Here is a 20975-nt window from a genome sequence, read left to right on the forward strand (position 1 = left end):
GACTCCGTCATTCTCAGGTTCGATCCCTGAATCCCCAGCCATTCATTTGCGGAAGTGGCTCAGCGGTAGAGCATCGCCTTGCCAAGGCGAGGGTCGCGGGTTCGATTCCCGTCTTCCGCTCCATAAAGTTGGCGCCATAGCCAAGTGGTAAGGCAGAGCTCTGCAAAAGCTCTACCCCTAGTTCGAGTCTAGGTGGCGCCTCCAACTTATTTTCAAAACATGTGCCCTTAGCTCAGCTGGATAGAGCGTTTGACTACGAATCAAAAGGCCAGGAGTTCGAATCTCTTAGGGCACGCCATCTTTGTTGAGATGCCGATGTGGCGGAATGGCAGACGCGCGCGACTCAAAATCGTGAGGGAAACCGTGGAGGTTCGAGTCCTCTCATCGGCATCATTTACTTCCGTTCAAACTCTTAAGATCAATCAGATCTTAGGAGTTTTTTGTTTGCATTTGTATAATATTCCTGTTGAATAGCGTCAACATGGTTGTTTTCTAAAGGGATTTTTTGGTAATATTGTGTGAGTATAGTTATTTAAAATAATTCAGAAAGGATGAGTGCTTATGTTTTTCGGACTATCCTCTTCCATCATCCTCATTTTCAACGGTCTATTTGCGCTGATGGGCATCTATTGCCTTTATTTATTGATTAAATTTTTAATTCGGGCAATTCAAGCGCTAGATATTCATTTGGATGAAAAGAGAAATAGACATTTATAACGATGGCGATTTTACGCAAAAGAGGAGGGAAATACTGTGCCGTCCGATTTTATAATTAGCGAGCTGTCCGAAATGTCGGAGAAAAGGCTAGGAAGTCTTGCTTCATTACTCGTTGAGATAGTCGATGAAGGAGCCTCCATCGGTTTCTTGCCTCCATTAAGCTTGGCAGAAGCGACTTCGTATTGGTCACAGGTCATCCATGATGATGTTATTTTATGGATCGCAGAGCGGAATGGAGAAACGGCAGGTTCTGTTCAATTGCACCTTTGCTCGCGTCCTAATGGAACACACCGCGCTGAAATTGCGAAGCTCATGGTTCATCCACATGCCCGCCGCAAAGGGCTGGGACATATGCTGATGGCTGCGGCAGAAGAAAGGGCAAGAGAGGAAAATCGCAATTTGCTCGTCTTAGATACTCGGGCTGGCGATCCCTCTAATCGATTATATTGCTCTATGGATTATATAGAGGCAGGGCGAATTCCTCGTTACGCAAAATCTGCAGATGGGGAGCTTCATGACACGGTGTATTATTATAAAAACTTATAGATGATACCATTAAACTAGGTTTAGGAGGCATGCCTTTATGAGCGATTTGTTTTCCAATCCCATTTTGTTATCCATTCCCGAAAGTATTGAAAGCGATCGACTGCTCATTCGTGCACCGAAATGGGGAGACGGAATTCAGCTAAATGAGGCGGTCATTGAAAGCGGCAACGAGCTTAAGCCATGGATGCCATGGGCACAAAGCATTCCCACAGTTGAGGAATCGGAAATCGTCATTAGGCGCGCACGTTTAAGGTACCTGGAGCGCACCGATTTGATGCTATTGCTGTTCCTGAAGGAGACAGGTCAGCTCATCGGCAGCAGTGGTCTTCATCGAATCGATTGGGAATCACGGAAGTTCGAGATCGGCTATTGGGGCCGTTCAGCATTTAGTGGCAACGGTTATATTACGGAAGCGGCTGAAGCGATAACGAATTTTGCTGTCCACGATCTAAACGCCAATCGCGTTGATATACGCTGTGACTCACGAAATCAACGAAGCGCGCGAGTAGCGGAACGATTAGGTTTTACGTTAGAAGGCATTCTTCGTTCTGAAAAATGTGCAATTGACGGCTCGCTGCGAGATACGATGATATTTGCAAAGGTGAGAGGGAAAGAGTTTTGACGACGATCATGGACACATGGTCAAGCTCATCCCAGCAATGATTTTGGGCAAAAAGAAGTTACTATATCCTATTGAGACTCATTGATAAATCTTTTGAAAATGATCGGTGAAGGCCAAGTGCCTTATGCTGGTCATTTTTTTTTGTTGTTAGACGCGATTGCAATCATTTATGGCTTGTGCCGAATCCAATTAGCTCCATTAATGTTCATTATTAAAAAAATTGCTGATTACAGTCTTCATTAAAATCTCATTTCGGTGTAGTTGATGAAGAAGGGCTCGCGAATCTGGGATTTGATTAAACGCCTATGAAAGTAAAACTTAAGCAAAATAGCTGGATCTACATCGTGGATTTCGATAATTCTTTAATTCCTATAAGAATACTTGAAATTACCATTGACATTACTGATTAATGCTAATAATATTACATCAGTAGCTTATTACAAGTTTTGCATAGTAATTATAAAGTTACAAATCTTAATCATTGTATTTAGATGTTATTTAATCACATATTAGACTGACCATACAAATGGAGGTCTTATTTTTCCGAATAAAGGGAGAAATAAGTCCTTTTATTTGTTTAATTATTTTTATATAACTTTTTTTAAGGAGGATGATGGAATGAGTGGGAATGCAGTAGAATTTATTGGAGTCAGTAAGAGCTATGGCTCCAGCAGCGTATTGAAAAACTTTGATCTGGTCATTCCAAAAGAAAAAATCATTACGATAATCGGGCCCTCCGGTTGCGGGAAGACGACACTGCTTAAAATGATCAATCGATTGATTGAACCGGAATCCGGGCAAATCCTGCTGGAGGGAAAAGTTATCAGCAGTCTCGATCCCGTGGAGTTGAGGCGAAACATTGGATATGTTATTCAGCAGATCGGCTTGTTTCCTCATATGACAATTGAGCAGAACATCTCCATTGTGCCCAGACTAAAAGGTGAGAAAAAACAGCAGTTGATTGCAAGGGCCACGGAACTACTGGATTTAATCGGCCTAGACCCGGCTAAGTTCCTTAAACGGTATCCCCATGAGCTTAGTGGCGGACAGCAGCAGCGAATCGGCGTTGCTCGTGCCCTGGCTGCCAATCCTTCGATTGTGCTGATGGATGAGCCGTTCAGCGCGCTCGACCCTATTAGCCGTGTTCAATTGCAAAAAGAACTCATTCATTTAAATAAACAGGTTCGAAAAACAATTGTATTCGTCACTCATGATATTGAAGAAGCACTGAAGATCGCAGATCAAGTCGTTTTGCTTAATGAAGGGACAATTGTTCAACAAGGTTCACCTAATGCGCTGTTGCAATCACCCATAAACAATTTTGTTCGTGATTTTCTAGGTGCGGAAAGGTTTCCGCTTGCATACAACCTTTAAACTTTATTGTGGGGTTGCACATTCAACCAATTTGAGAAAGGAAATAACTGCATGATTGAATTCTGGGAGATCCTCCGAACAAATTGGCAAGAAATTTTGCAAAAAACAATCGAGCATTTTCAATTGTCGTTCATTTCAGTCCTCATAGCTTGTGCGATAGCGATACCCGCAGGCATTTATGTTTCTACGCATAAACGGCTAGCCAATATTATGATTACAGTGGTGTCTGTTATTCAGACGATCCCAAGTTTGGCGTTATTTGGATTCATGATTCCGCTGCTCGGCATCGGAGTTAAACCCGCAATCATTGCTCTTACACTATATGCGCTTTTCCCGGTCTTGCAAAATACGTACGTTGGCATAAGTGGCGTTAATCCTGCTTTGATTGAAGCAGGGACGGGAATGGGCATGACACGGTTGCAAATATTGCGGATGGTGCAGCTGCCTATTGCCAGGAGCATCATTATGGCGGGCGTAAGACTTGTTACTGTTCAAACCATCAGCATGGCCACCATTGCCACTTATATTGCAGCGGGCGGACTCGGAGACATTATTACGCGGGGCATATCGATGATTAACACGTCAATCATTTTGCTAGGGGCGATACCGGTATCATTATTGGTTATTATTATTAATTTATTATTGCTTGGTTTGAATCGTATCTTAACACCGAAAGGTTTAAGACATAAAATAAAATGAACTTAAGAGGGGTATTTATTATGAATGGATTTAGACAGACACATCGTTGGTTGAAGGCATCGTGGGTGGCAGGACTCGTCATTATCTTGATCGCTGCTACTACAGGCTGCGGCAAGTTGGAGGAAGGAACTGGCAAGACGGACACAATCAATATTGCTACAAAAGGTTTTGCAGAGTCGGATGTTTTGGCCAATATGATTAAATTGCTGATTGAGAATGATACCGATCTGAAGACAAACGTTAAAAAGCTGGATAATAACCTGTTATGGGAAGCCATCAAATCAGGGTCTGTGGATACCTATGTGGAATATACCGGAACTGCACTTCTCAATATGCTCAAAGCCGAACCGGAATATGACCCGCAAAAGTCATATGACATCGTGAAGAAGAAATTAGCAGAAAATTTTAATATTACAGTGTTGGACCCTGTTGGTTTTAACAATACTTACACGTTCGTGCTGCGCAAGGAGTTGGCTGAGAAATATAATATTTCGACCATGTCGCAGTTGGCGGAAAAATCAAGTGAGATTATATTTGGTACAAACCAGCAGTTTCTTAAACGAAAGGATACTTGGCCATTGATTCAGGAGAAATACAACATGAAATTTAAAGAAATTAAGCCATTTGAGAACAAATCGTTATCTTATCAGGCTATTCAACAAGAATTAATAGATTCTACCAATCTAGACACGACAGATAGTAAACTTCTAATTTCCAACTTTGTTGCATTAGAGGATGATCAGAATGTGTTTGTACCTTATTATGCGATTCCTGTTATCTATTCCAGCACCTTAAAGAAACATCCAGAGCTCGAAAAAACCATCAACAAACTTTCTGGTAAGATCACGGTGGAAGATATGCAGAGGCTTAACGGGGAAGTCGAGCAGCAACTCAAACCCCCAATTGATGTAGCAAGAAATTGGCTAAAAGCTCAGGGACTAATTAAATAGATCTTGCAAACACAGGATGCACAGTTGTCAAGCATCCAAAGGAGTGATGACAGTTGGAGACAGTTAATCAAACGATACGCAACCATCATAGCGCCGCAGGCGAAGCGCTGATTCTGAACGGGAAGCGAATGACGATTCAAGATGTCTATGATGTCGCTCATCACGGCAGGTCTGTGAAAATCTCGGAAGAGGCCATGAACCGTGTAGAAGCTGCGAGAAAACTGGTATTAGAGCTGGTTGAGGAGGACGTACCGGTATATGGCTTTAACCGGGGAGTAGGATGGAACAAGGATAAGGTGGTTGCGCCGGCGGTTTTTGAACAATTTAACCGCAACCTGATTTTGTCGCATAGTTCCGGGGTAGCACCTTATGCCACTGAAGCAGAAGTACGGGCAGTTATGGTTGCCAGACTGAATACACTGCTGCTTGGCTGCACAGGCTCGCAATCCACAATACCTGTGCGTTATGCCGAATTTTTGAATCTTGGCATTCATCCTCTACTGCCGCTCAGAGGCTCTGTAGGAGCAGCAGATATTACAACCGTTACGCATATCGGCCTTGCCTTTATCGGAGAGGGGGAGGTCGATAGGGGAGGAGAGCGGCTCTCGGCGGACGCTGCGCTGAGGGAGGCTGAGCTTGAGCCGCTTGTACTCGGGCCAAAAGACGGGCTATCACTGATTTGTACCAACGCATTATCTGCGGGAACAGGAGCTCTGGCGCTGCATGAATGTGGAGAACTGTTGAAGCTTGCTGATATTGTATTCGCGTTGTCTCTGGAAGCCATTCGCGGCAATGTCAGCCCATTGGATGAAGCGGTCCATCGGGTACGCCCGTTTCCCGGTCAGTTGCAAAGCCTGTCCCATATCAAAAGCTTGCTTAAGGGGAGCGATCTATGGGACAGCTATAATCCGGAATCGCTGCAGGACCCGCTCAGCTTTCGCGATGCCTGCCAGATTCATGGGGCTGCCTACGATGCGTTCCGTTACACGAAAGATCAACTGGAAATCCAGCTTAATAGCTCGGACGATAATCCGTGCGTGATAGTAGAAGAACGTAGGATTATCTCTTGCGCCAATTATGAGCCGGTATCCTGGACGCTCGGTTTTGAAATGCTTGGGAGTGCGCTTCATCACATATCCAAGAGCGCTTGTTATCGGACGATCAAGTTAGGTACGCCTGCTTTTACGGGATTAAGCCGTTTTCTGACTGCAGACGAAAGCCGTTCGATCGGCTATTGCACCGTACAGAAGACGATTACTTCACTGGACACGGAAATTCGCCATCTCATTAATCCTGCTTCTTCTGATTATTTCTCACTCGCCGGGGACATCGAGGATCATGCAGCCAATTCGCCGTTTGTTGTAGCCAAAACACGTGAAATCATCGACCGGCTTCACATTGTACTCGGTATTGAGGCGCTTCATGCAGCACAGGCCATTGATTTGCGGGGTGGTATTCGTCTAGGCAAAGGCACCGGAGCTGCGTATCAAGCGATTCGCTCGGTTGTCCCTTTTCTAGCTGAGGATCGAAATTTATCGGTAGATATCGCACAGGCATACGGGTTGTTGAAAAACGGACAATTACTCTCACGGGTAAGAGAGGCATTGGATCAGTAAGCATGAAATTAAGGAAGGCGGGCTGATAGAAATGAGTAAGGAAGGATTGAAGCTGCAAGCCGATGTACTCATTATAGGCGGCGGACCTGCTGGCGCATGGGCTTCCATTACTGCAGCGGAGCAAGGGGCAAGTGTCATTCTCGTTGACAAGGGCTATTGCGGAACAAGCGGGGCGACGGCACCGGCTGGGACGGGGCTTTGGTATATAAAGCCGAATGAACAAGAGCGTGAAGAGGCGATGATGAGCCGGGCAGAGCTTGGCGGACATCTGGCGGACCGACAATGGATGCTGCGCGTTCTCGATCGTACCTATCATAATATACATCAAATCCGGGACTGGGGTTATCCTTTCCCGATCGATCAAACGGGCGAGTTTAATTATAGCAGTGTGCAAGGACCGGAATATATGCGGCTGATGCGCAAGCGCGTACAGAAAGCTGGCGTACGCATATTGGATCATAGCCCGGCACTGGAATTGCTTGCCGATAGCCATGGTGTAGCTGGGGCAACAGGCATTCAGGATCAGACTGGGCAAACATGGCGTATTGATGCCGCAGCGGTCGTTATCGCCACAGGCGGATGCGCATTTCTAAGCAAGGCGCTGGGTACCAATGTTCTGACTGGTGACGGTTATCTGATGGCTGGAGAAGCTGGAGCGGAATTTTCGGGTATGGAATTTTCAACAGCCTATGCGATCGTTCCGCATTTTTCATCGGTGACGAAGACAGTTTTTTACACTTTTGCAACGTTCTATCATGAGGATGGCAGAGTCGTCGAAGGAGCGGGATCGCGAAGAGGCCGTTCGGTCATTGCCAAGACTCTGCTTAAAGAGCCGGTCTACGCACGTCTGGACAAAGCGGACGAAGCCTTGAAGCTGGCAATGAGAAAAGCGCAGCCAAATTTCTTCCTCTCCTTCGACCGGCTTAAAATCGATCCCTTTACGGAGAAATTCCCTATCACACTCAGGTATGAAGGAACGGTCAGGGGCACAGGAGGCATTAACATTGTGGATGAAACCTGTGCCACCAAGGTTCCCGGTCTATATGCGGCAGGTGACGCAGCGACCCGCGAGCTGATATGTGGCGGATTTACAGGCGGTGGCAGCCACAATGCGGCATGGGCGATGTCTTCAGGTTACTGGTCAGGCGAAGGTGCAGCCCGATTTGCATTGAAGCAGGGAGCACACCGCTTGGATAGAAATGCCCGCGGCTTGTCAGAGCAATCAGGAGTGCCGACACAACCTAACTCACACAAAAGCGCTGTGAATACCGAAGAACTGACCCGACTTGTTCAAGATGAAGTGTTTCCGTATGACCGTAATTGGTTCCGGAGCGAGCAGGGCCTTACGGACTCGCTGGGACGTCTGAACCAGTTATGGCACGAAATCAAACAGGGAGTAAGCACAGGAGAAGGCAGTACGATAAGTGTGAGAGAAGCCGCCGCTATGACGGCTACTGCCAGATGGATGTACGAAAGTGGCCTCGAGAGAAGGGAAACGCGGGGCATGCATGTACGAACGGATTTTCCGGGTAAGGATGCTGCCCAACACTACCGCTTGATTAGCGGTGGTCTGGATAAAGTTTGGGTTAAGCCGCATACTGGCCCATACTCTGGGAACATAAGGGAGGCAATCCGCCCATGATCGAGATATTGAGTGCCGACCGCTGTATTAGCTGCAATCAATGTGTAAGGATCTGCCCGACCAACGTATTTCAGGAAGTACCTGATGATATTCCGGTCATTGCCAGGCAATCGGCCTGCCAAACCTGCTTTATGTGCGAGCTGTATTGTCCTGTTGATGCGCTTTACGTGTCGCCTAACGCCGATCGAATAGAGAGGATTGAAGAGTCGACCGTTATTGAAGATGGACTTCTTGGCAGCTACCGCGAATCGGTTGGATGGGGAAGAGGCAGAAAATCCACCGCTTCGGATGATGAATCCTATATCGTCTTCCATGCAGCGCGCTCTTCCCATTAGATCAAAGAGGAGGAAAGTGAAAATGAGCACATCACATGATCTGTCATTCAAAATCGGATCAAAAGCAGCCTTTTACAACAGAGAACAACATTTACCGTCACAGGTTCAGCAAGCGTTGCAACAGGAGTGGAACAGCATATCTCAGGAACTGGAGGCACTGGAAGGTGAGAGCTGGAAGCAAGCTTATACCCTCCCCAAATCATTGGATCAATTGCGTTCTAAACGATCCGGCTGGTATCAAATTGCTGGCGGCAGCTCCGTATTTGCAAGCGGTTTGAGCGATTATGCCCATTCTTTATGGTCCGGCTGGTACGGCAACAGGGAGCTCGATCAGATCAGGGAGCATCTTGATGCCCAGCGGTTGGCGAATTTGTTCGAGTCTGCTTTGCGAGAGCGCAGCAGGCTGACGACCTCCTTTCATAAGATCAAGCCACTTGCAGCTGGTTCTGAGACGATTCATCCTATCATAAGTGTGACGGAGAGCGGCATTCGGTTACAAGGCAAGCAAACCTTTGGAGCAGACGCCCTATTTGCGGACGAATTGCTGGTGTTCTTCAACCAGGAAGGGGAGAGAGTCTCGTCAGGAATCGCTGTTATTCCAGTAAGCAGCGAGCAATTGGAGGTTCAGGTACACGCTGATTTGCAGGCGGGCATTACTGTCATCTATAACAGCATCGTCATACCTTGGGAACGCATATTGGTGAATAACGATGCAGCGGGTGTCAAGCAGTTGACTCAGCAGCCTGCTGCTGTATCTCTTGCCGATTATCAATGGATTGCAAGACAGCTGGACGTGCTGGAGCTAATAGCCGGAACAGCATTTGCGCTTGCAGAAGAGAATGGCTTGAACAAGGAACTACATATTCAGACGTCTTTAGGCGAAATTGTGCAGCATCTTGAAGTGCTGAAAGCATTCATTTTCACAGCTGAAGAAGGAGCGAGCGCTAACGAAGCGGGTCTGTTCCTCCCTTCCGCTACCCCGCTGCAGGCGGCAAAGAAAGCCGGAGGATCATATATTCATCATGCGCTGGATGTGCTCGATCGAGTTAGCCAAAGCGCAATTTTGGATTCTCCGCACTTGTCTTTTTCCGGTCAGCGCGGTAACGGGGAGAAGGCAACACTGCTGCACGGAGTGTTGACACTTATAGGCGGCGAACAGGCTTATCGAAGAAAGCAGCATGAGCTCTATACGTTTGGCGATCCGATCGTACAATCGGCTCTGTTTTATCAACAATATGCGTTTGATTTCTACAAAGAGCTGTACACAAAGTTTTGGAGCAAGGTTGGTACTCCAGCAAGATAATATATTTATGAATAGGGAGTGAGCGAATTGTCATCTGGCAAACGATATATTGAGCGTTTAAATGACGGAAGACAAGTATGGCTGAATGGAGAATGGGTAAAGGATCTCCCCTCGCATCCCGACTTCCGGGGCACAGTTGCATCTATAGCATCCATTTTAGATTTGCAGGATGATCCGGGCATCGGCCCGCAGCTTACTTTTGAGACGGAAACAGGGGTTAAGGCGAATTTGGCCTATTTAATACCTACCGAAAAAGAAGACAATATCCGCCGAGGCCATTCCTTTAAAATCTGGTCGGATGCAACGTTCGGTGTAATGAGCAGGGTTGCAGGTTCCTATCGGTCCCAAATTACAGGTCTTTATATTAATCGGAATTTCATCAATCAGGAGCAGCCTCATTTTGCTGAGAGAATCGAAAACTATTTTAAATATGTACGAGATAACGACCTCCTGATCACTTCGGCTGGTCATGATCCGCAAGTCGATCGCAGCAAGCTCGCCCATGATCTGGGGGATTTATACACCGCTGTCCGAATTGTGAGGGAAACGGAAGACGGAATCATCGTTCGCGGGGCTAAGATGATTGCTACTGGGGGGGCCTACCTGGATGAAATTATTATTTCTCCACTCGCCAAAAAAACAGCAGCCGAAAAGGAATATGCGAGTTTATTCGTGATTCCTGCCAATAACCCGGGCGTATACCAGATTAGCCGTGAATCGTTTGCATCCCAGGAGGAAGAAGATCATCCGCTAAGCTCGCGTTATGATGAGATGGATACCGTCATTGTGTTCGATGATGCACTGATTCCCTGGGAGCGGGTGTTGGTGAAAGAAGATCCGGATACATTGTGGAAGCTGCGTACAGATCATGTATCCAATGGATTCGGACTGCATGAAATTGTCGTGAGACTCGTAAGCAAGCTGGAATTCGTCACCGCTGTTGCCGTTGAGCTTGCCGAATCGATTAACATTACCAAATTCGCGCATGTGCAGGAGAAACTTGCGGAGCTGGCTTTCCAGGTGGAATCCGTCAAGGCGTTATGGTATTCATCCGAGCATAAGGGTACGCTACATCCTCTAGGCGTGTGGCTGCCAAGCAAGCAGGAGCTTGCCACAGCCAAAAATTTGGGCAACAAATACTACCCGCGAGCAATTGAAATTTTGCAGCAGTTATCGGGATCGGGTATGCTGCAGGTCCCTTCGAGACTGGACGATCTGCGGGGGCCGCTAGGGCCGCAATTGCAGAAATATTTCCGGGGTTCCGACCGCAGCGCCGAGGAGCGCGGGAAACTGCTTAAGCTGTCCTGGGAATTGGTGGGCAGCCAACTTGGTGCAAGACATGAACTCTATGAGCGTTTCTATGCCGGAGACCCGGCGCGAACCTTTGCGGTTCAATATCTGGACTATGATAAACGTGAGCTTCTTGCCAAAGCAAGGGCGAAATTCGGTTAATATCAGGAATGTTCCGCAATCAGATATAACACTGATCGACCAAACGGTTGGAGGTCTTGTTTTCCCTCAAGGGGAGAACAAGGCTTTTTTTATAAAATTTGTCTGCATGCATCATCAACCAACAAATTCATTTAGTCGAGAGGGGATTATCAGATGAAAGAAACATTCGGGCACAGCAGAAGCAATCACAAGAGGGGGGGAGGGAGATACAGAAAAGCTGTAATCGGCCTAGGACTTTTGATTCTGCTCCTTGCAGGCTGCTCCAATCCTGGAGGAGGTGCATCCGATACCATTCAGATTGCTACTAAAGGCTTTGCGGAATCAGATATTTTGGCGAATGCCTATAAGCTGCTTATTGAGCAGGATACCGATTTGAAGACAAATATTGAAACACTGGACAACGCGCTGCTATGGGGTGCAGTTAAGGAAAAGAAAGTTGATTTTTATGTAGAATACACCGGTACGGCCCTCATTAATATATTGAAGGCAGAGCCGGAATTTGACCCGCAGAAGGCATATGACAAGGTGAAGGCGGAGCTAAAAGCAAATAATCAACTTACGACGCTTGACCCGCTCGGCTTCAACAATACGTATGCTTTTGCACTGCATAAAGATATCGCGGAGAAATACGGAATTAAGACCACCTCGCAGCTTGCGGAGAAATCCAGTGAACTGACCTTTGGCGCAAGCGAAGAATTTTTGAATCGCCCAGACGCCTGGCCGCCGATATTGAAAGTATACAATCCTAAATTCAAGGAAATCAAAACCATTCAAGATACGGGCTTGGCCTTCAAAGCTATCGAGCAAGGGCTGATCGATTCGTTTATTCTTTACACGACACATAGCCACATTACGGTGAAGCCTATCGTGGTGCTTGAAGATGACAAGCATGTCTTCCTGCCTTACTATGCTGTGCCGCTCGTCCGCGACGAAGTGCTGGAGAAGCATCCCGAGCTGAATGAGGTGCTTAACAAGCTGGCCGGCAAAATTTCGGAAGCCGAGATGCAGAGGTTGAATGGGGAAGTGGAGCTGAAGCAGAGGCCTGCGCTGGATGTCGCCAAAGAATGGCTGACGGCGAATGGCTTATTAAAGTAATAAAGCACGATAACTTTGGGGGAAGAAGCATGCTTTATGTAACCAGCGTGCTGCGTTTGCTGCATGTTTGCAGGGGAGTATAGCTGCTTCGGATTATGTTTTATTTTCTATAAGGGGTTGGTTGAAAATGACTCACCATGATCCAAGTACGAACATTTCAATTAAACGCGTGCCATTCATCATATCAGATGCGGAAAGGCGTGTCATTCCGCGCTTTGAGAAACGTTCGGTCGATGCTGTACTGCCCACGGAGAGCTCAACTCTGACACGTCGCTTTGCCCCGTATCCTGATCGCTTCACCTTCGAATCGAGCGCACGATGGATTCGCGCTGTGGTTGGCGATATTGCGGTAGTCGACAGCCGTTCGCAGATTCTGGTATGGGAGCCGAGGCACAAGGTTCCCGAGTATGGCTTTCCTATCGAGCACGTGCGAACGGATTTGCTAATACCGTCACAGGAAAGACCGGGACCTCAAGAGTTTTACAGGCCGCAAACGACGGACGTGAGCTGGTTCGATCTAAAGCTCGGAGAACGCTACATACCGTTCGCAGCATGGTCATGGAACGTCGAGGGACTTAAGGGCTATCTTGGAGTCAACTGGTTTCACGGCGTGCTCGATGGCTGGTTTGAGGAGGATCAGCCCGTGATGACCCATCCGCGTGATCCATACAACCGGGTTGATGCCCTGCCGAGCAGCCGCCATGTGGTCGTGTGGGCGAATGGCCGAGTGATTGCGGAGACGCATGACCCTGTACTTGTGTACGAGACTGGCTTGCCGGTCAGATATTATTTTCCGGTAGACGACGTAGATTTCAGCACGCTGGTTAAAACCGACTATTGGAGCGAGTGCCCCTATAAGGGGTACTCGGATGGATATTGGCGTCTGAGCGAAGATGATGTCAACGTTGCATGGTCATATTCGGATCCGCGCCCGGAGCTATCTGAGATAGCGGGTCGCATTGCCTTCTACAACGACCGTGTTCAACTTATCGTGGACGGCGAGCCAGAGGACTGATGCAAATGCTTTGACCCGTCAGCCACACTCTTACTACTCAAATTTTTTATTTCTTCAACGTTCTCTCGTAGTCTTCAAAACGAATTTTTCGAATTTGTCTCCGGTCCGATGACCGAACAATAATACCCTCCGACTTTCTGGAGGCTTGCACGAATCTCATTTTCTCATCCTCATCTCCTTATCAAATGAATTTTTCTTATATGGACGCGCCAATGCTATAGGAGTATTCGGTAAAGAGTTCTGTTTTTCCTTTCTGTGCGGCGAATGAGAGGATTGCTATGCTTTTGGGCAAAAAGAGGTTACCATATCCTATAGAGGCTCATCGATAAAGAAGCGCAATCGGATAAGGAGTGTTCAAAGGATGGAGAATAAAACCTTTACGCTAGACGAAGCGAACGAGCTGCTGCCGCAATTGAAGGAGGATTTAATGCTGCTTCAGCAATTAACGGCGCAGTTCGAGAACCTATATGTAGATTATCAGAAGGAAAAAGCAGTGTATGAGGAATCCTTCGCTGCTGTACAAGGAAGCGAGGATCCTTTCTTCGAGCAGGAAAGTCAGCTGGAATTCATGAAGATGGAGGCGGACCTGCTGATTGACAACTTTTCGCGAAAAGGCGTGCTTTTGAAAATGATCAATCCAGGGCTGATCGATTTTCCAGCCGTGCTGGATGGCGAGGATATTCTCATTTGCTGGAAGGAAGGGGAAAAGCATATTAGCCATTATCATGGCTGGCATGATGGCTTTGTTGGAAGAAAGCCTTTCCCGAAACAAGGATGATAACAAGGAAGAAAAAGAAAATGATCGGTGAAGGCAAAGTGCCTTAAGCTGGTCATTTTTTCGTTGTTAGGCGGCAACATTTTCCATTTTTTTGCGTATGTAAGTAGGTATTCAAATCGAAAAGATAAGCAGGTGCTGTATGAGAAAATGGATATCGACTTTTGCCCGCGGCTTGATCATGACCTGTTGCTCGCTGCTGCTCGCCGGTACGGTTGTATCGGCAGCAGTGGATCCGCATACCTCTTATGTGGGAGACAATGAGGAGACAGCCATCGCTGCGCCAATCGTGAAGCCGAAGTGGTCATTAGCTTACGATGGAATAGCAGCGACAGGGGAAGGCAAAGCCTTTTATATGCAAAAGGGTAAAGTGATAGCGGTGAATATTCAAACCGGAAAGAAGCTATGGGAATACGGCAGCCAGTTGAAAGCTCCACTCGTGTACGAGGAAGGACGAATTTATGTCAATTCCAGCTCTGGACGTGTGCATGCCGTTCATTCGGCTTCAGGCAAGAAAGCTTGGGTAACTCCGACAAATGCCAAAGCTATTGATGATCTTGTCGTTGAGGGCGATCAGCTCTTTGTGCTGGATGGAGATATTACAGCGTACAGCATCAAAAGTGGAAAACGCCAGTGGCGTGATAACTATAATGTGTTTCTGCCCGGTAAAATGCTGATCAATGGAGATTATATATGGATGGCAAATGAGCTGTCGGGAGCGTATACATACTCGCTGCTTCATGCTTTTAACAGGAAGACAGGGAAGGAAGTATGGAATCAGCCTTATTACGGCTTGCCAATTGCAGCGAAGGACGGGACCGTCACGGTGCAGAAACACGTAAACCTGTTTGAGCCTGGCCCTTTGACGAAGCTGGATACAATCGATATGAAAACGGGGAAAGTATTGAGGAGCGTACTCTATAATCCTCTGCATATTAATTTGGAAATAGGTGAATTCGGTAATGAAGGAGAGGCTTGGCTTAGCGAAGGCTACGTATATGTCAGCCTAGACTCCAAAGTATATCGTTATCCTGGAAACACTGATCCGGCCACAACGGCTCCAACCGTCTATGCTCCTGAGTTTGTAAAGGAAAAAACATTTGACTATGCGGCAGGCCCGTATAACGGAAAATTGCTCTTTACGGACGGTCGCCGCATTTACGGTGTCAAACTAGCGAATAAGACGACAGTTTCCTACAATGATGGATTAACAGGACTGATCGCTCGATTTGATTTAATTGGTCGTGGAATATATGCAGCGCAAACGGATGGCACATTATCTGTTATTGATCTAGCATCAACCCGTCCCGTGCTGCAAATGAAAACGGGCAGCAGAGTGTTTGGCGAGACACTTTCGGAGAGCGGCATGATCATAGTGCAGGCAAAGGGCAAGCTGCTCGCCTTCAAAGAACCCGCCAGCTTGAGAAATTAATCCAGATGCATCGGTTGTGGATTGAGGGAGCAAAGCTGAACGGAGTTCGACTAGGCTCTCTTCCATGGAGAATAGATCTAAAATGTAGATTTATTCCACGCAAACCAGTCATATTTGCTGTAATAAGTCTAGAAAATAGTCCAATCTCAGCGCCCCCACCCACTATATGATCATTGGAGCGTCGTTCGATCACACATAGATCTAGAATGTAGATCTATTCGCAAAAAACCAGCCGCAAATTACGACAGGCGAGGCAACGGAGGGAACGACCGGTATCGGCGCCTCGATCTTTTCTTATGAGAACATGGTAATTGGCTCGTTGAATGTGGCAGGGCCTTCTCTTCGATTTACGGAGGATACGATTGAAAGAAACAGCTCACTCGTCAAAAAATACGCGGATCTCATTTCAAACGAGCTTGGCTATCGCTACAAGCTGCTTGGCTTGATGATACGGATTTGCTCGTTATTTGCGGCGGACCGATGAGCTGGGAGCATGTACTCGGGCTGCAATTCCATTTGGAGACGACACCTGCTTGCATTGAATCGATGTTTGCGCATTGGTCCTCCGAGCTGATCGATGCTCCGTATATTCAGACGGAAGAGCAAATTCGAGGGTAATTCGCTCAAAGCGAGCCTTCGATTAAAGTGCTCCACCGTATATTGGATCAGATTACTGCCTATGCAGAGGCAACGTGCCCTACAACAACAATAGACGGAAATGGCTGAATGTGAGATTTATTTTTTGAAAATAGGATCGGATAATGAAGGGAGTGTTCAAGGATGAAGCGCAATCGTCTAGGAAAATCAGAGCTCTACGTAAGTGAAGTCGGTCTTGGCTGCATGTCGCTTGGGACGGACAAGGAGAAGGCGGCAGCTCTCGTGCATGAAGCTATTGACGGGGGCATCAATTTTCTGGATACGGCAGATCTTTATAATGAAGGGCTTAATGAGGAAATTGTCGGTGAGGCCATTCGGGGAAGGCGTTCAGAGGTTATACTCGCCACAAAGGTCGGCAATCGCTGGGAGCCTGGCAAGGAAGGCTGGACATGGGACCCGTCCAAGGCTTATATCAAGGCAGCAGTGAAGGACAGCCTAAGGAGGCTTCAAACGGACTATATTGATCTCTATCAGCTGCATGGGGGTACGCTGGAAGATCCTATCTCGGAGACCATAGAGGCGTTCGAGGAGCTTAAGCAGGAGGGGCATATTCGTTATTACGGCATATCCTCCATTCGGCCGAACGTCATTCGCGAGTACGTGGAGCGATCAAATATCGTCAGTGTGATGAGTCAATACAGCATATTGGATAGAAGGCCGGAAGAGTATGTACTTTCGCTGCTGGCAGAGAAGGGGTTAAGCTTAATTGCCCGCGGTCCGGTGGCAAAAGGAATTTTGACTGATGATGGCGCTGGGAAAGCGGAGAAAGGTTATTTGGATTACGGCAAGGAAGAGCTCTCAACACTGCGTGCTGCATTGCTCAAAACGGGAGATGGCTCCCGTGACATGGCCCATACGGCAATCCGATATGCGCTAGCCCATCCGGCTGTAGCGACGGTTATTCCTGGCGCAAGTTCTTCCAGGCAATTGCTGCACAATATAGCGGCGTGTGAGGCTGCACCGCTTACGCCACTTGAATTAGAAGCTATTCAGGGCATTAGCCGAAGCAGCCGATATGAGCAGCACCGCTAGAATAAGGATGAGAAAGATGATTGGGCAAAATTGGAATTCCGCTGTTTTATGAAGAAATATAAGCGGGAGCTTGGGTTGAGAAGGATATTCGGAATGAGGGCAGCTGTGGCCTGCAGCTTAATTTCAAGGACCCGGACGGCAATAAGTATCAAGTATGGCAGCAGCCGGTATCATTGGTTAAAATTCGGTCTATTCTATCGATTTGAGAAGGGGACAGAGAGAGAAAGCTATGCGAGCACTTTCTCTCTGTGCTATTCTTAGATTGGAAGGTTTGACTTTATCAACTGTATGCAATAATATTACAGTATCCTTCTTGAGAGGGAGTTGTGAAAATGAATAGTGAATTTACGGTAGCGGTTCACAGTCTCGTGCTGTTAGCCTATTTGCCTGATCATATGGCCAGCAGCGATACGATCGCTCGGAACGTTTCGACGAATCCAACGCGCATTCGCAAAATTATGAGCACGCTGCGGAAGCACGGATTTGTGAAGACGAAGGAAGGAATCGGCGGCGGATATATTTTGAACTGCGAGCCGGGCGATGTTACGCTTGCTCAAATTTACCGCGCAATTTCTGGCGGCACGCTGAAGCCTCACTGGTGTTCCGGCAACCCGGAGGAGGATTGTCTCGTATCAGCTAATATTCAGGTCGTTATGGATCATTTTTTCTATGAAGCTGAAAAGCATTATGAGGCTTACTTGGAGCAAAATACGCTGCAAACCGCTTTGGATAAGATCCGAAAATGTCAGCAGCAGTATAAAACACAGCAGGTTTAATATGTTTGTACGGATGCCAGGAATACGGCTGCTTCAACAACAATTAGCGGTAAAACGATAAAAGGTAGTTTTTACCGCTGATTGTTGCTGTCGTACTAGAAAAGCAGCTTTTTTTACTGTTTAATATGTATCAAATATTCATACAGTTAATTAGAAAATGGATTCAGGGAAGCTATAACTTCCGATGGTAATGAAAGGGTGAGCGTGATGTCAGAACAGACGCTAGTAAATGCAACATTTAACATACCATTGTCGGTGCTCGATGTTTCTCCGATTGTTGAAGGAGGCTCAGTTGCCGAATCGCTGAGAAATACGTTAGATCTTGCACAGCATGCGGAGAAATGGGGCTACAACCGCTACTGGCTCGCCGAACATCATAATGCGCCCAGCATAGCAAGCTCGGCTACGTCTATCGTTATCGGCCATGTTGCTGCAGGCACATCGACGATTCGCGTAGGATCAGGCGGCATTATGCTGCCCAACCATGCACCGCTTGTCATTGCCGAGCAATTTGGCACACTGGAGTCTTTGTTCCCCGGTCGTATCGATCTTGGGCTTGGCCGCGCACCGGGAACGGATGGTCTTACAGCAGCAGCGCTTCGCGGAAACAGAAAAAGCAATGGGCATGATTTTCCCGAGCAGTTGGAAGAGCTCCGCGCATTTCTAGATCCGTCCAGCGCAGCGGTTGGCATTCCTGTAAGGGCGATTCCAGGCGAAGGACTGGAAATTCCGATTTGGCTGCTGGGCTCAAGCGATTTTAGCGCTTTGCTGGCTGCGCAGCTTGGCTTGCCGTTTGCATTCGCAGGACATTTCTCGCCGAACTTTACCGTTCCTGCTATGAATCTCTATCGCAGCAGCTTCAAGCCATCGGCAATTCTCAATAAACCAAAGGGAATGGTTGCAGTCAACGTTGTTGCGGCAGATACGGATGAAGAGGCGGCTTACCTAGCTTCGTCCATGCAGCAATTATTTCTTTCTTTTATCCGCAATACGCGCGGTCCATTGCCGGCTCCGGTTCGCGATATGGATACCGTTTGGACACCGCAGGAGAAAATGGCTTTGCAGCAGCAGCTTGGCTCTTCCATTGTTGGGGGGCCGGAGACTGTTCACAGCAAGCTGAAGCAATATATTGAGGCAACGCAAGCGGATGAGATTATGGTTGCTGCGCATATTTTCGATCATAAGGCACGCTTGCGTTCTTATGAAATTATAGCTGGGCTGTAGAGTGCTGGACGGATAGAATTCATCAGCTTGTTCGTCATTTAGCGGGCGTCGAGAGAAAGCCCTTTGGCTGGACGTTTTTACTATCGGCTAAGTCACCTGTTCTTATGCTGCAATGCAGCAATTTTATTATTTTTGTGTGTTCTGAGGCGTTTAATCAATTTCTAGATCAATTCTATTCCGCTGGCGGAGCGCCAGTTGACCACTTGGCAAGTTGACCTTTGGCGGAGACCCAGATATTCATTTGGCTGATTGTGTGCAAATAATTAAGCTGTCCTGCAAGGTCGTAAGCCTTTTGGGACAGCTTATTTTTGCGAACCCGGAGCTATTTTCAATCATTCGGCAGGCGGCCGCTGTCCATTACGGAGCTGGCGGATGGAATAGCCGAAATCCATCTGAAGATGCGGGTAGTCGGGGAAGTTATTCCAATCGCCGCCCCAAGAGAAGCCAATCTGCTTCGCAATGGAAACAACCTCCATCCAATCCGCATTCCCGTTTTTGTTGCCGTCATATTCCATGTCCCACACGACTTCACCCTTCTTGGTACGCAGCGCAAAATCGATGGCGAGTCCGTAATTGTGGTAGGAATGCCCGCCTTGCACCTGAGTAACGACCTTGCCCTCTGTCGTTCGTCCCTTAGCGTAAATAGCATCCTGCTCCTCGCTTGAGCGGAAGCCGTCCGTAATGAGAATCTTGATGCCAGCCTTGCTCGTTTGAGCGATCAATTCATTTTGCTTCGCAAATACGACCGGATGCAGTTCCGTTATCGGAATAGCGGGAATGATATCGTCGTTAGGCAAGTATGGCTCGAATGTAAGTATAGCTTTCCACACTATGGCTGCGGTTAATGCCAAAATGATCAGCAGCAAAAACCTGTTTCGCTTTCGTTTCGCTCTTGTTGCGAGGTCAAGGGAAGTCTGACCAATCGGCAGCGGCTGCCGTCTATAAGGGTTTCGTTCTATCATGCTGGCTCTCCTTACGCGTTATATCCGCCTATCTTAACATATTGCGATTGCGCTGACCCTAGCCCGTGGTAGGGGATTGGATTTCGACGTTTGACTTTTTATCAGTTTAGATCTAAACTGATGATTATAAACAAAGAGCGAGGTGAACCAATGAGTCAAAAAGATACGGAAGCTTCTCTTTCGAAACGAGATGAGCGATTAGGCTTAATGATATGGTATCGCTTATCGCGTGTTTATAACCAAAGTCTGAAAGAAACCCATGAGCATTTGAAAAAATGGAACCTGTCTGTCTCACATTTCGATATTGTTGCACAAGTTGGCACTAATAAACGATTGACGCAGCAGCAGTTAGCCGACAAGCTGTTTGTCACCAAGGGAAACATTACACAGCTGCTGGGCAAGCTTGAAGAGCTGGGCTTCATAAAGCGCGAACAGGAATGGAAAACGAAATATGTATCATTAACAGAGAAGGGCAAGGCACTGTATGATGACGTCGTCCCCATGCAGGAGCATTTTCAGGCGTCGCAGTATAACGCATTGAATCGGGATGAGAAGCGGCAGCTGCTCGACTTGCTCAAAAAAATAAAAAATTAAAAAAGTACGAAAATCCGATAATTCCCAAAAATGATTAGGAGCCATTCCTGTAATGAAGTAATTTGAGCTTTGAATGAAAAATGCGCCTCTAGTATACTGTGAATTGTTCCGGGAAGGACAAACCCACATACGAAAAGAGGCGCACAAATGAAGTATA

Annotated in this window: 21 protein-coding genes and 4 tRNA genes; 24 read left to right on the top strand and 1 reads right to left on the bottom strand. The window is 47.2% G+C overall.

What is annotated here, in order from left to right:
- Positions 1-48 precede the first annotated feature (48 nt).
- The 23 genes from AC2TDN_RS25310 to AC2TDN_RS25420 all read left to right on the top strand — a co-directional run bounded on the left by AC2TDN_RS25310 (position 49) and on the right by AC2TDN_RS25420 (position 19262).
- Positions 49-123, top strand: a tRNA-Gly gene (locus AC2TDN_RS25310).
- 7 nt (positions 124-130) lie between these two features.
- Positions 131-204, top strand: a tRNA-Cys gene (locus tag AC2TDN_RS25315).
- A gap of 17 nt (positions 205-221) precedes the next feature.
- Positions 222-298 (top strand) — tRNA-Arg (locus AC2TDN_RS25320).
- A 13-nt stretch (positions 299-311) separates the two neighbouring features.
- Positions 312-390, top strand: a tRNA-Leu gene (locus tag AC2TDN_RS25325).
- 363 nt (positions 391-753) lie between these two features.
- Entirely contained in the window at positions 754-1263 is a 510-nt protein-coding gene (locus AC2TDN_RS25330; RefSeq protein ID WP_482069099.1) for an N-acetyltransferase family protein, read from the top strand.
- Between the two features lie 37 nt (positions 1264-1300).
- Entirely contained in the window at positions 1301-1885 is a 585-nt protein-coding gene (locus AC2TDN_RS25335; protein WP_484690581.1) for a GNAT family N-acetyltransferase, read from the top strand.
- A 618-nt stretch (positions 1886-2503) separates the two neighbouring features.
- Positions 2504-3259: an ABC transporter ATP-binding protein gene (locus AC2TDN_RS25340; protein ID WP_482069101.1), complete on the top strand. Its 756-nt coding sequence runs from the start codon at positions 2504-2506 to the stop codon at positions 3257-3259.
- A gap of 51 nt (positions 3260-3310) precedes the next feature.
- Entirely contained in the window at positions 3311-3958 is a 648-nt protein-coding gene (locus AC2TDN_RS25345) for an ABC transporter permease (protein WP_482069102.1), read from the top strand.
- 20 nt (positions 3959-3978) lie between these two features.
- Positions 3979-4908: an ABC transporter substrate-binding protein gene (locus tag AC2TDN_RS25350; protein ID WP_484690582.1), complete on the top strand. Its 930-nt coding sequence runs from the start codon at positions 3979-3981 to the stop codon at positions 4906-4908.
- 53 nt (positions 4909-4961) lie between these two features.
- The gene (locus tag AC2TDN_RS25355; RefSeq protein ID WP_482069104.1) at positions 4962-6524 is read left to right on the top strand and encodes an HAL/PAL/TAL family ammonia-lyase; all 1563 of its coding nucleotides are present in this window, start codon (positions 4962-4964) and stop codon (positions 6522-6524) included.
- 31 nt (positions 6525-6555) lie between these two features.
- The gene (locus AC2TDN_RS25360; protein ID WP_482069105.1) at positions 6556-8166 is read left to right on the top strand and encodes an FAD-dependent oxidoreductase; all 1611 of its coding nucleotides are present in this window, start codon (positions 6556-6558) and stop codon (positions 8164-8166) included.
- The gene (locus tag AC2TDN_RS25365) at positions 8163-8501 is read left to right on the top strand and encodes a 4Fe-4S binding protein (protein ID WP_482069106.1); all 339 of its coding nucleotides are present in this window, start codon (positions 8163-8165) and stop codon (positions 8499-8501) included. The genes AC2TDN_RS25360 and AC2TDN_RS25365 overlap by 4 nt, the downstream gene beginning before the upstream one ends.
- Before the next feature lie 22 nt (positions 8502-8523).
- Positions 8524-9804 carry a 4-hydroxyphenylacetate 3-hydroxylase C-terminal domain-containing protein gene (locus AC2TDN_RS25370; protein ID WP_482069107.1) on the top strand — a complete coding sequence of 427 codons (1281 nt, stop codon included), beginning with the start codon at positions 8524-8526 and terminating at the stop codon, positions 9802-9804.
- Positions 9805-9831: 27 nt separating this feature from the next.
- Positions 9832-11256: a 4-hydroxyphenylacetate 3-hydroxylase family protein gene (locus tag AC2TDN_RS25375; RefSeq protein ID WP_482069108.1), complete on the top strand. Its 1425-nt coding sequence runs from the start codon at positions 9832-9834 to the stop codon at positions 11254-11256.
- 153 nt (positions 11257-11409) lie between these two features.
- Complete coding sequence (locus AC2TDN_RS25380; protein WP_484690583.1) at positions 11410-12351, top strand: ABC transporter substrate-binding protein; 942 nt, start codon at positions 11410-11412, stop codon at positions 12349-12351.
- A gap of 127 nt (positions 12352-12478) precedes the next feature.
- Entirely contained in the window at positions 12479-13366 is an 888-nt protein-coding gene (locus AC2TDN_RS25385; protein ID WP_484690584.1) for a DUF427 domain-containing protein, read from the top strand.
- A gap of 361 nt (positions 13367-13727) precedes the next feature.
- Positions 13728-14144, top strand: coding sequence for a DUF2203 domain-containing protein (locus AC2TDN_RS25390; protein WP_484690585.1), 417 nt, complete (start codon positions 13728-13730; stop codon positions 14142-14144).
- Positions 14145-14283: 139 nt separating this feature from the next.
- A complete protein-coding gene (locus tag AC2TDN_RS25395) occupies positions 14284-15573 on the top strand; it encodes an outer membrane protein assembly factor BamB family protein (protein WP_484690586.1) in 1290 nt (429 codons plus the stop codon).
- A 304-nt stretch (positions 15574-15877) separates the two neighbouring features.
- The gene (locus tag AC2TDN_RS25400) at positions 15878-16057 is read left to right on the top strand and encodes a hypothetical protein (protein WP_484690587.1); all 180 of its coding nucleotides are present in this window, start codon (positions 15878-15880) and stop codon (positions 16055-16057) included.
- Positions 16054-16191: a hypothetical protein gene (locus tag AC2TDN_RS25405; protein ID WP_484690588.1), complete on the top strand. Its 138-nt coding sequence runs from the start codon at positions 16054-16056 to the stop codon at positions 16189-16191. Before AC2TDN_RS25400 ends, AC2TDN_RS25405 begins: the two co-directional genes overlap by 4 nt.
- Before the next feature lie 162 nt (positions 16192-16353).
- Positions 16354-17262 carry an aldo/keto reductase gene (locus tag AC2TDN_RS25410; RefSeq protein WP_482069115.1) on the top strand — a complete coding sequence of 303 codons (909 nt, stop codon included), beginning with the start codon at positions 16354-16356 and terminating at the stop codon, positions 17260-17262.
- Positions 17263-17594: 332 nt separating this feature from the next.
- A complete protein-coding gene (locus AC2TDN_RS25415; RefSeq protein ID WP_484690589.1) occupies positions 17595-18038 on the top strand; it encodes an Rrf2 family transcriptional regulator in 444 nt (147 codons plus the stop codon).
- 207 nt (positions 18039-18245) lie between these two features.
- Complete coding sequence (locus AC2TDN_RS25420; RefSeq protein ID WP_484690590.1) at positions 18246-19262, top strand: LLM class flavin-dependent oxidoreductase; 1017 nt, start codon at positions 18246-18248, stop codon at positions 19260-19262.
- Between the two features lie 332 nt (positions 19263-19594).
- Here AC2TDN_RS25420 and AC2TDN_RS25425 read toward each other — a convergent pair whose 3' ends face one another.
- The gene (locus AC2TDN_RS25425) at positions 19595-20224 is read right to left on the bottom strand and encodes a M15 family metallopeptidase (protein ID WP_484690591.1); all 630 of its coding nucleotides are present in this window, start codon (positions 20222-20224) and stop codon (positions 19595-19597) included.
- 150 nt (positions 20225-20374) lie between these two features.
- Here AC2TDN_RS25425 and AC2TDN_RS25430 point away from each other — a divergent pair, with 150 nt between their 5' ends.
- Positions 20375-20818 (top strand): MarR family winged helix-turn-helix transcriptional regulator, encoded by a 444-nt coding sequence (locus AC2TDN_RS25430; RefSeq protein WP_484690592.1) that lies wholly within the window; start codon positions 20375-20377, stop codon positions 20816-20818.
- The last annotated feature ends 157 nt before the right edge of the window (positions 20819-20975 follow it).

Source organism: Paenibacillus sp. Y660 (genome assembly GCF_057221575.1).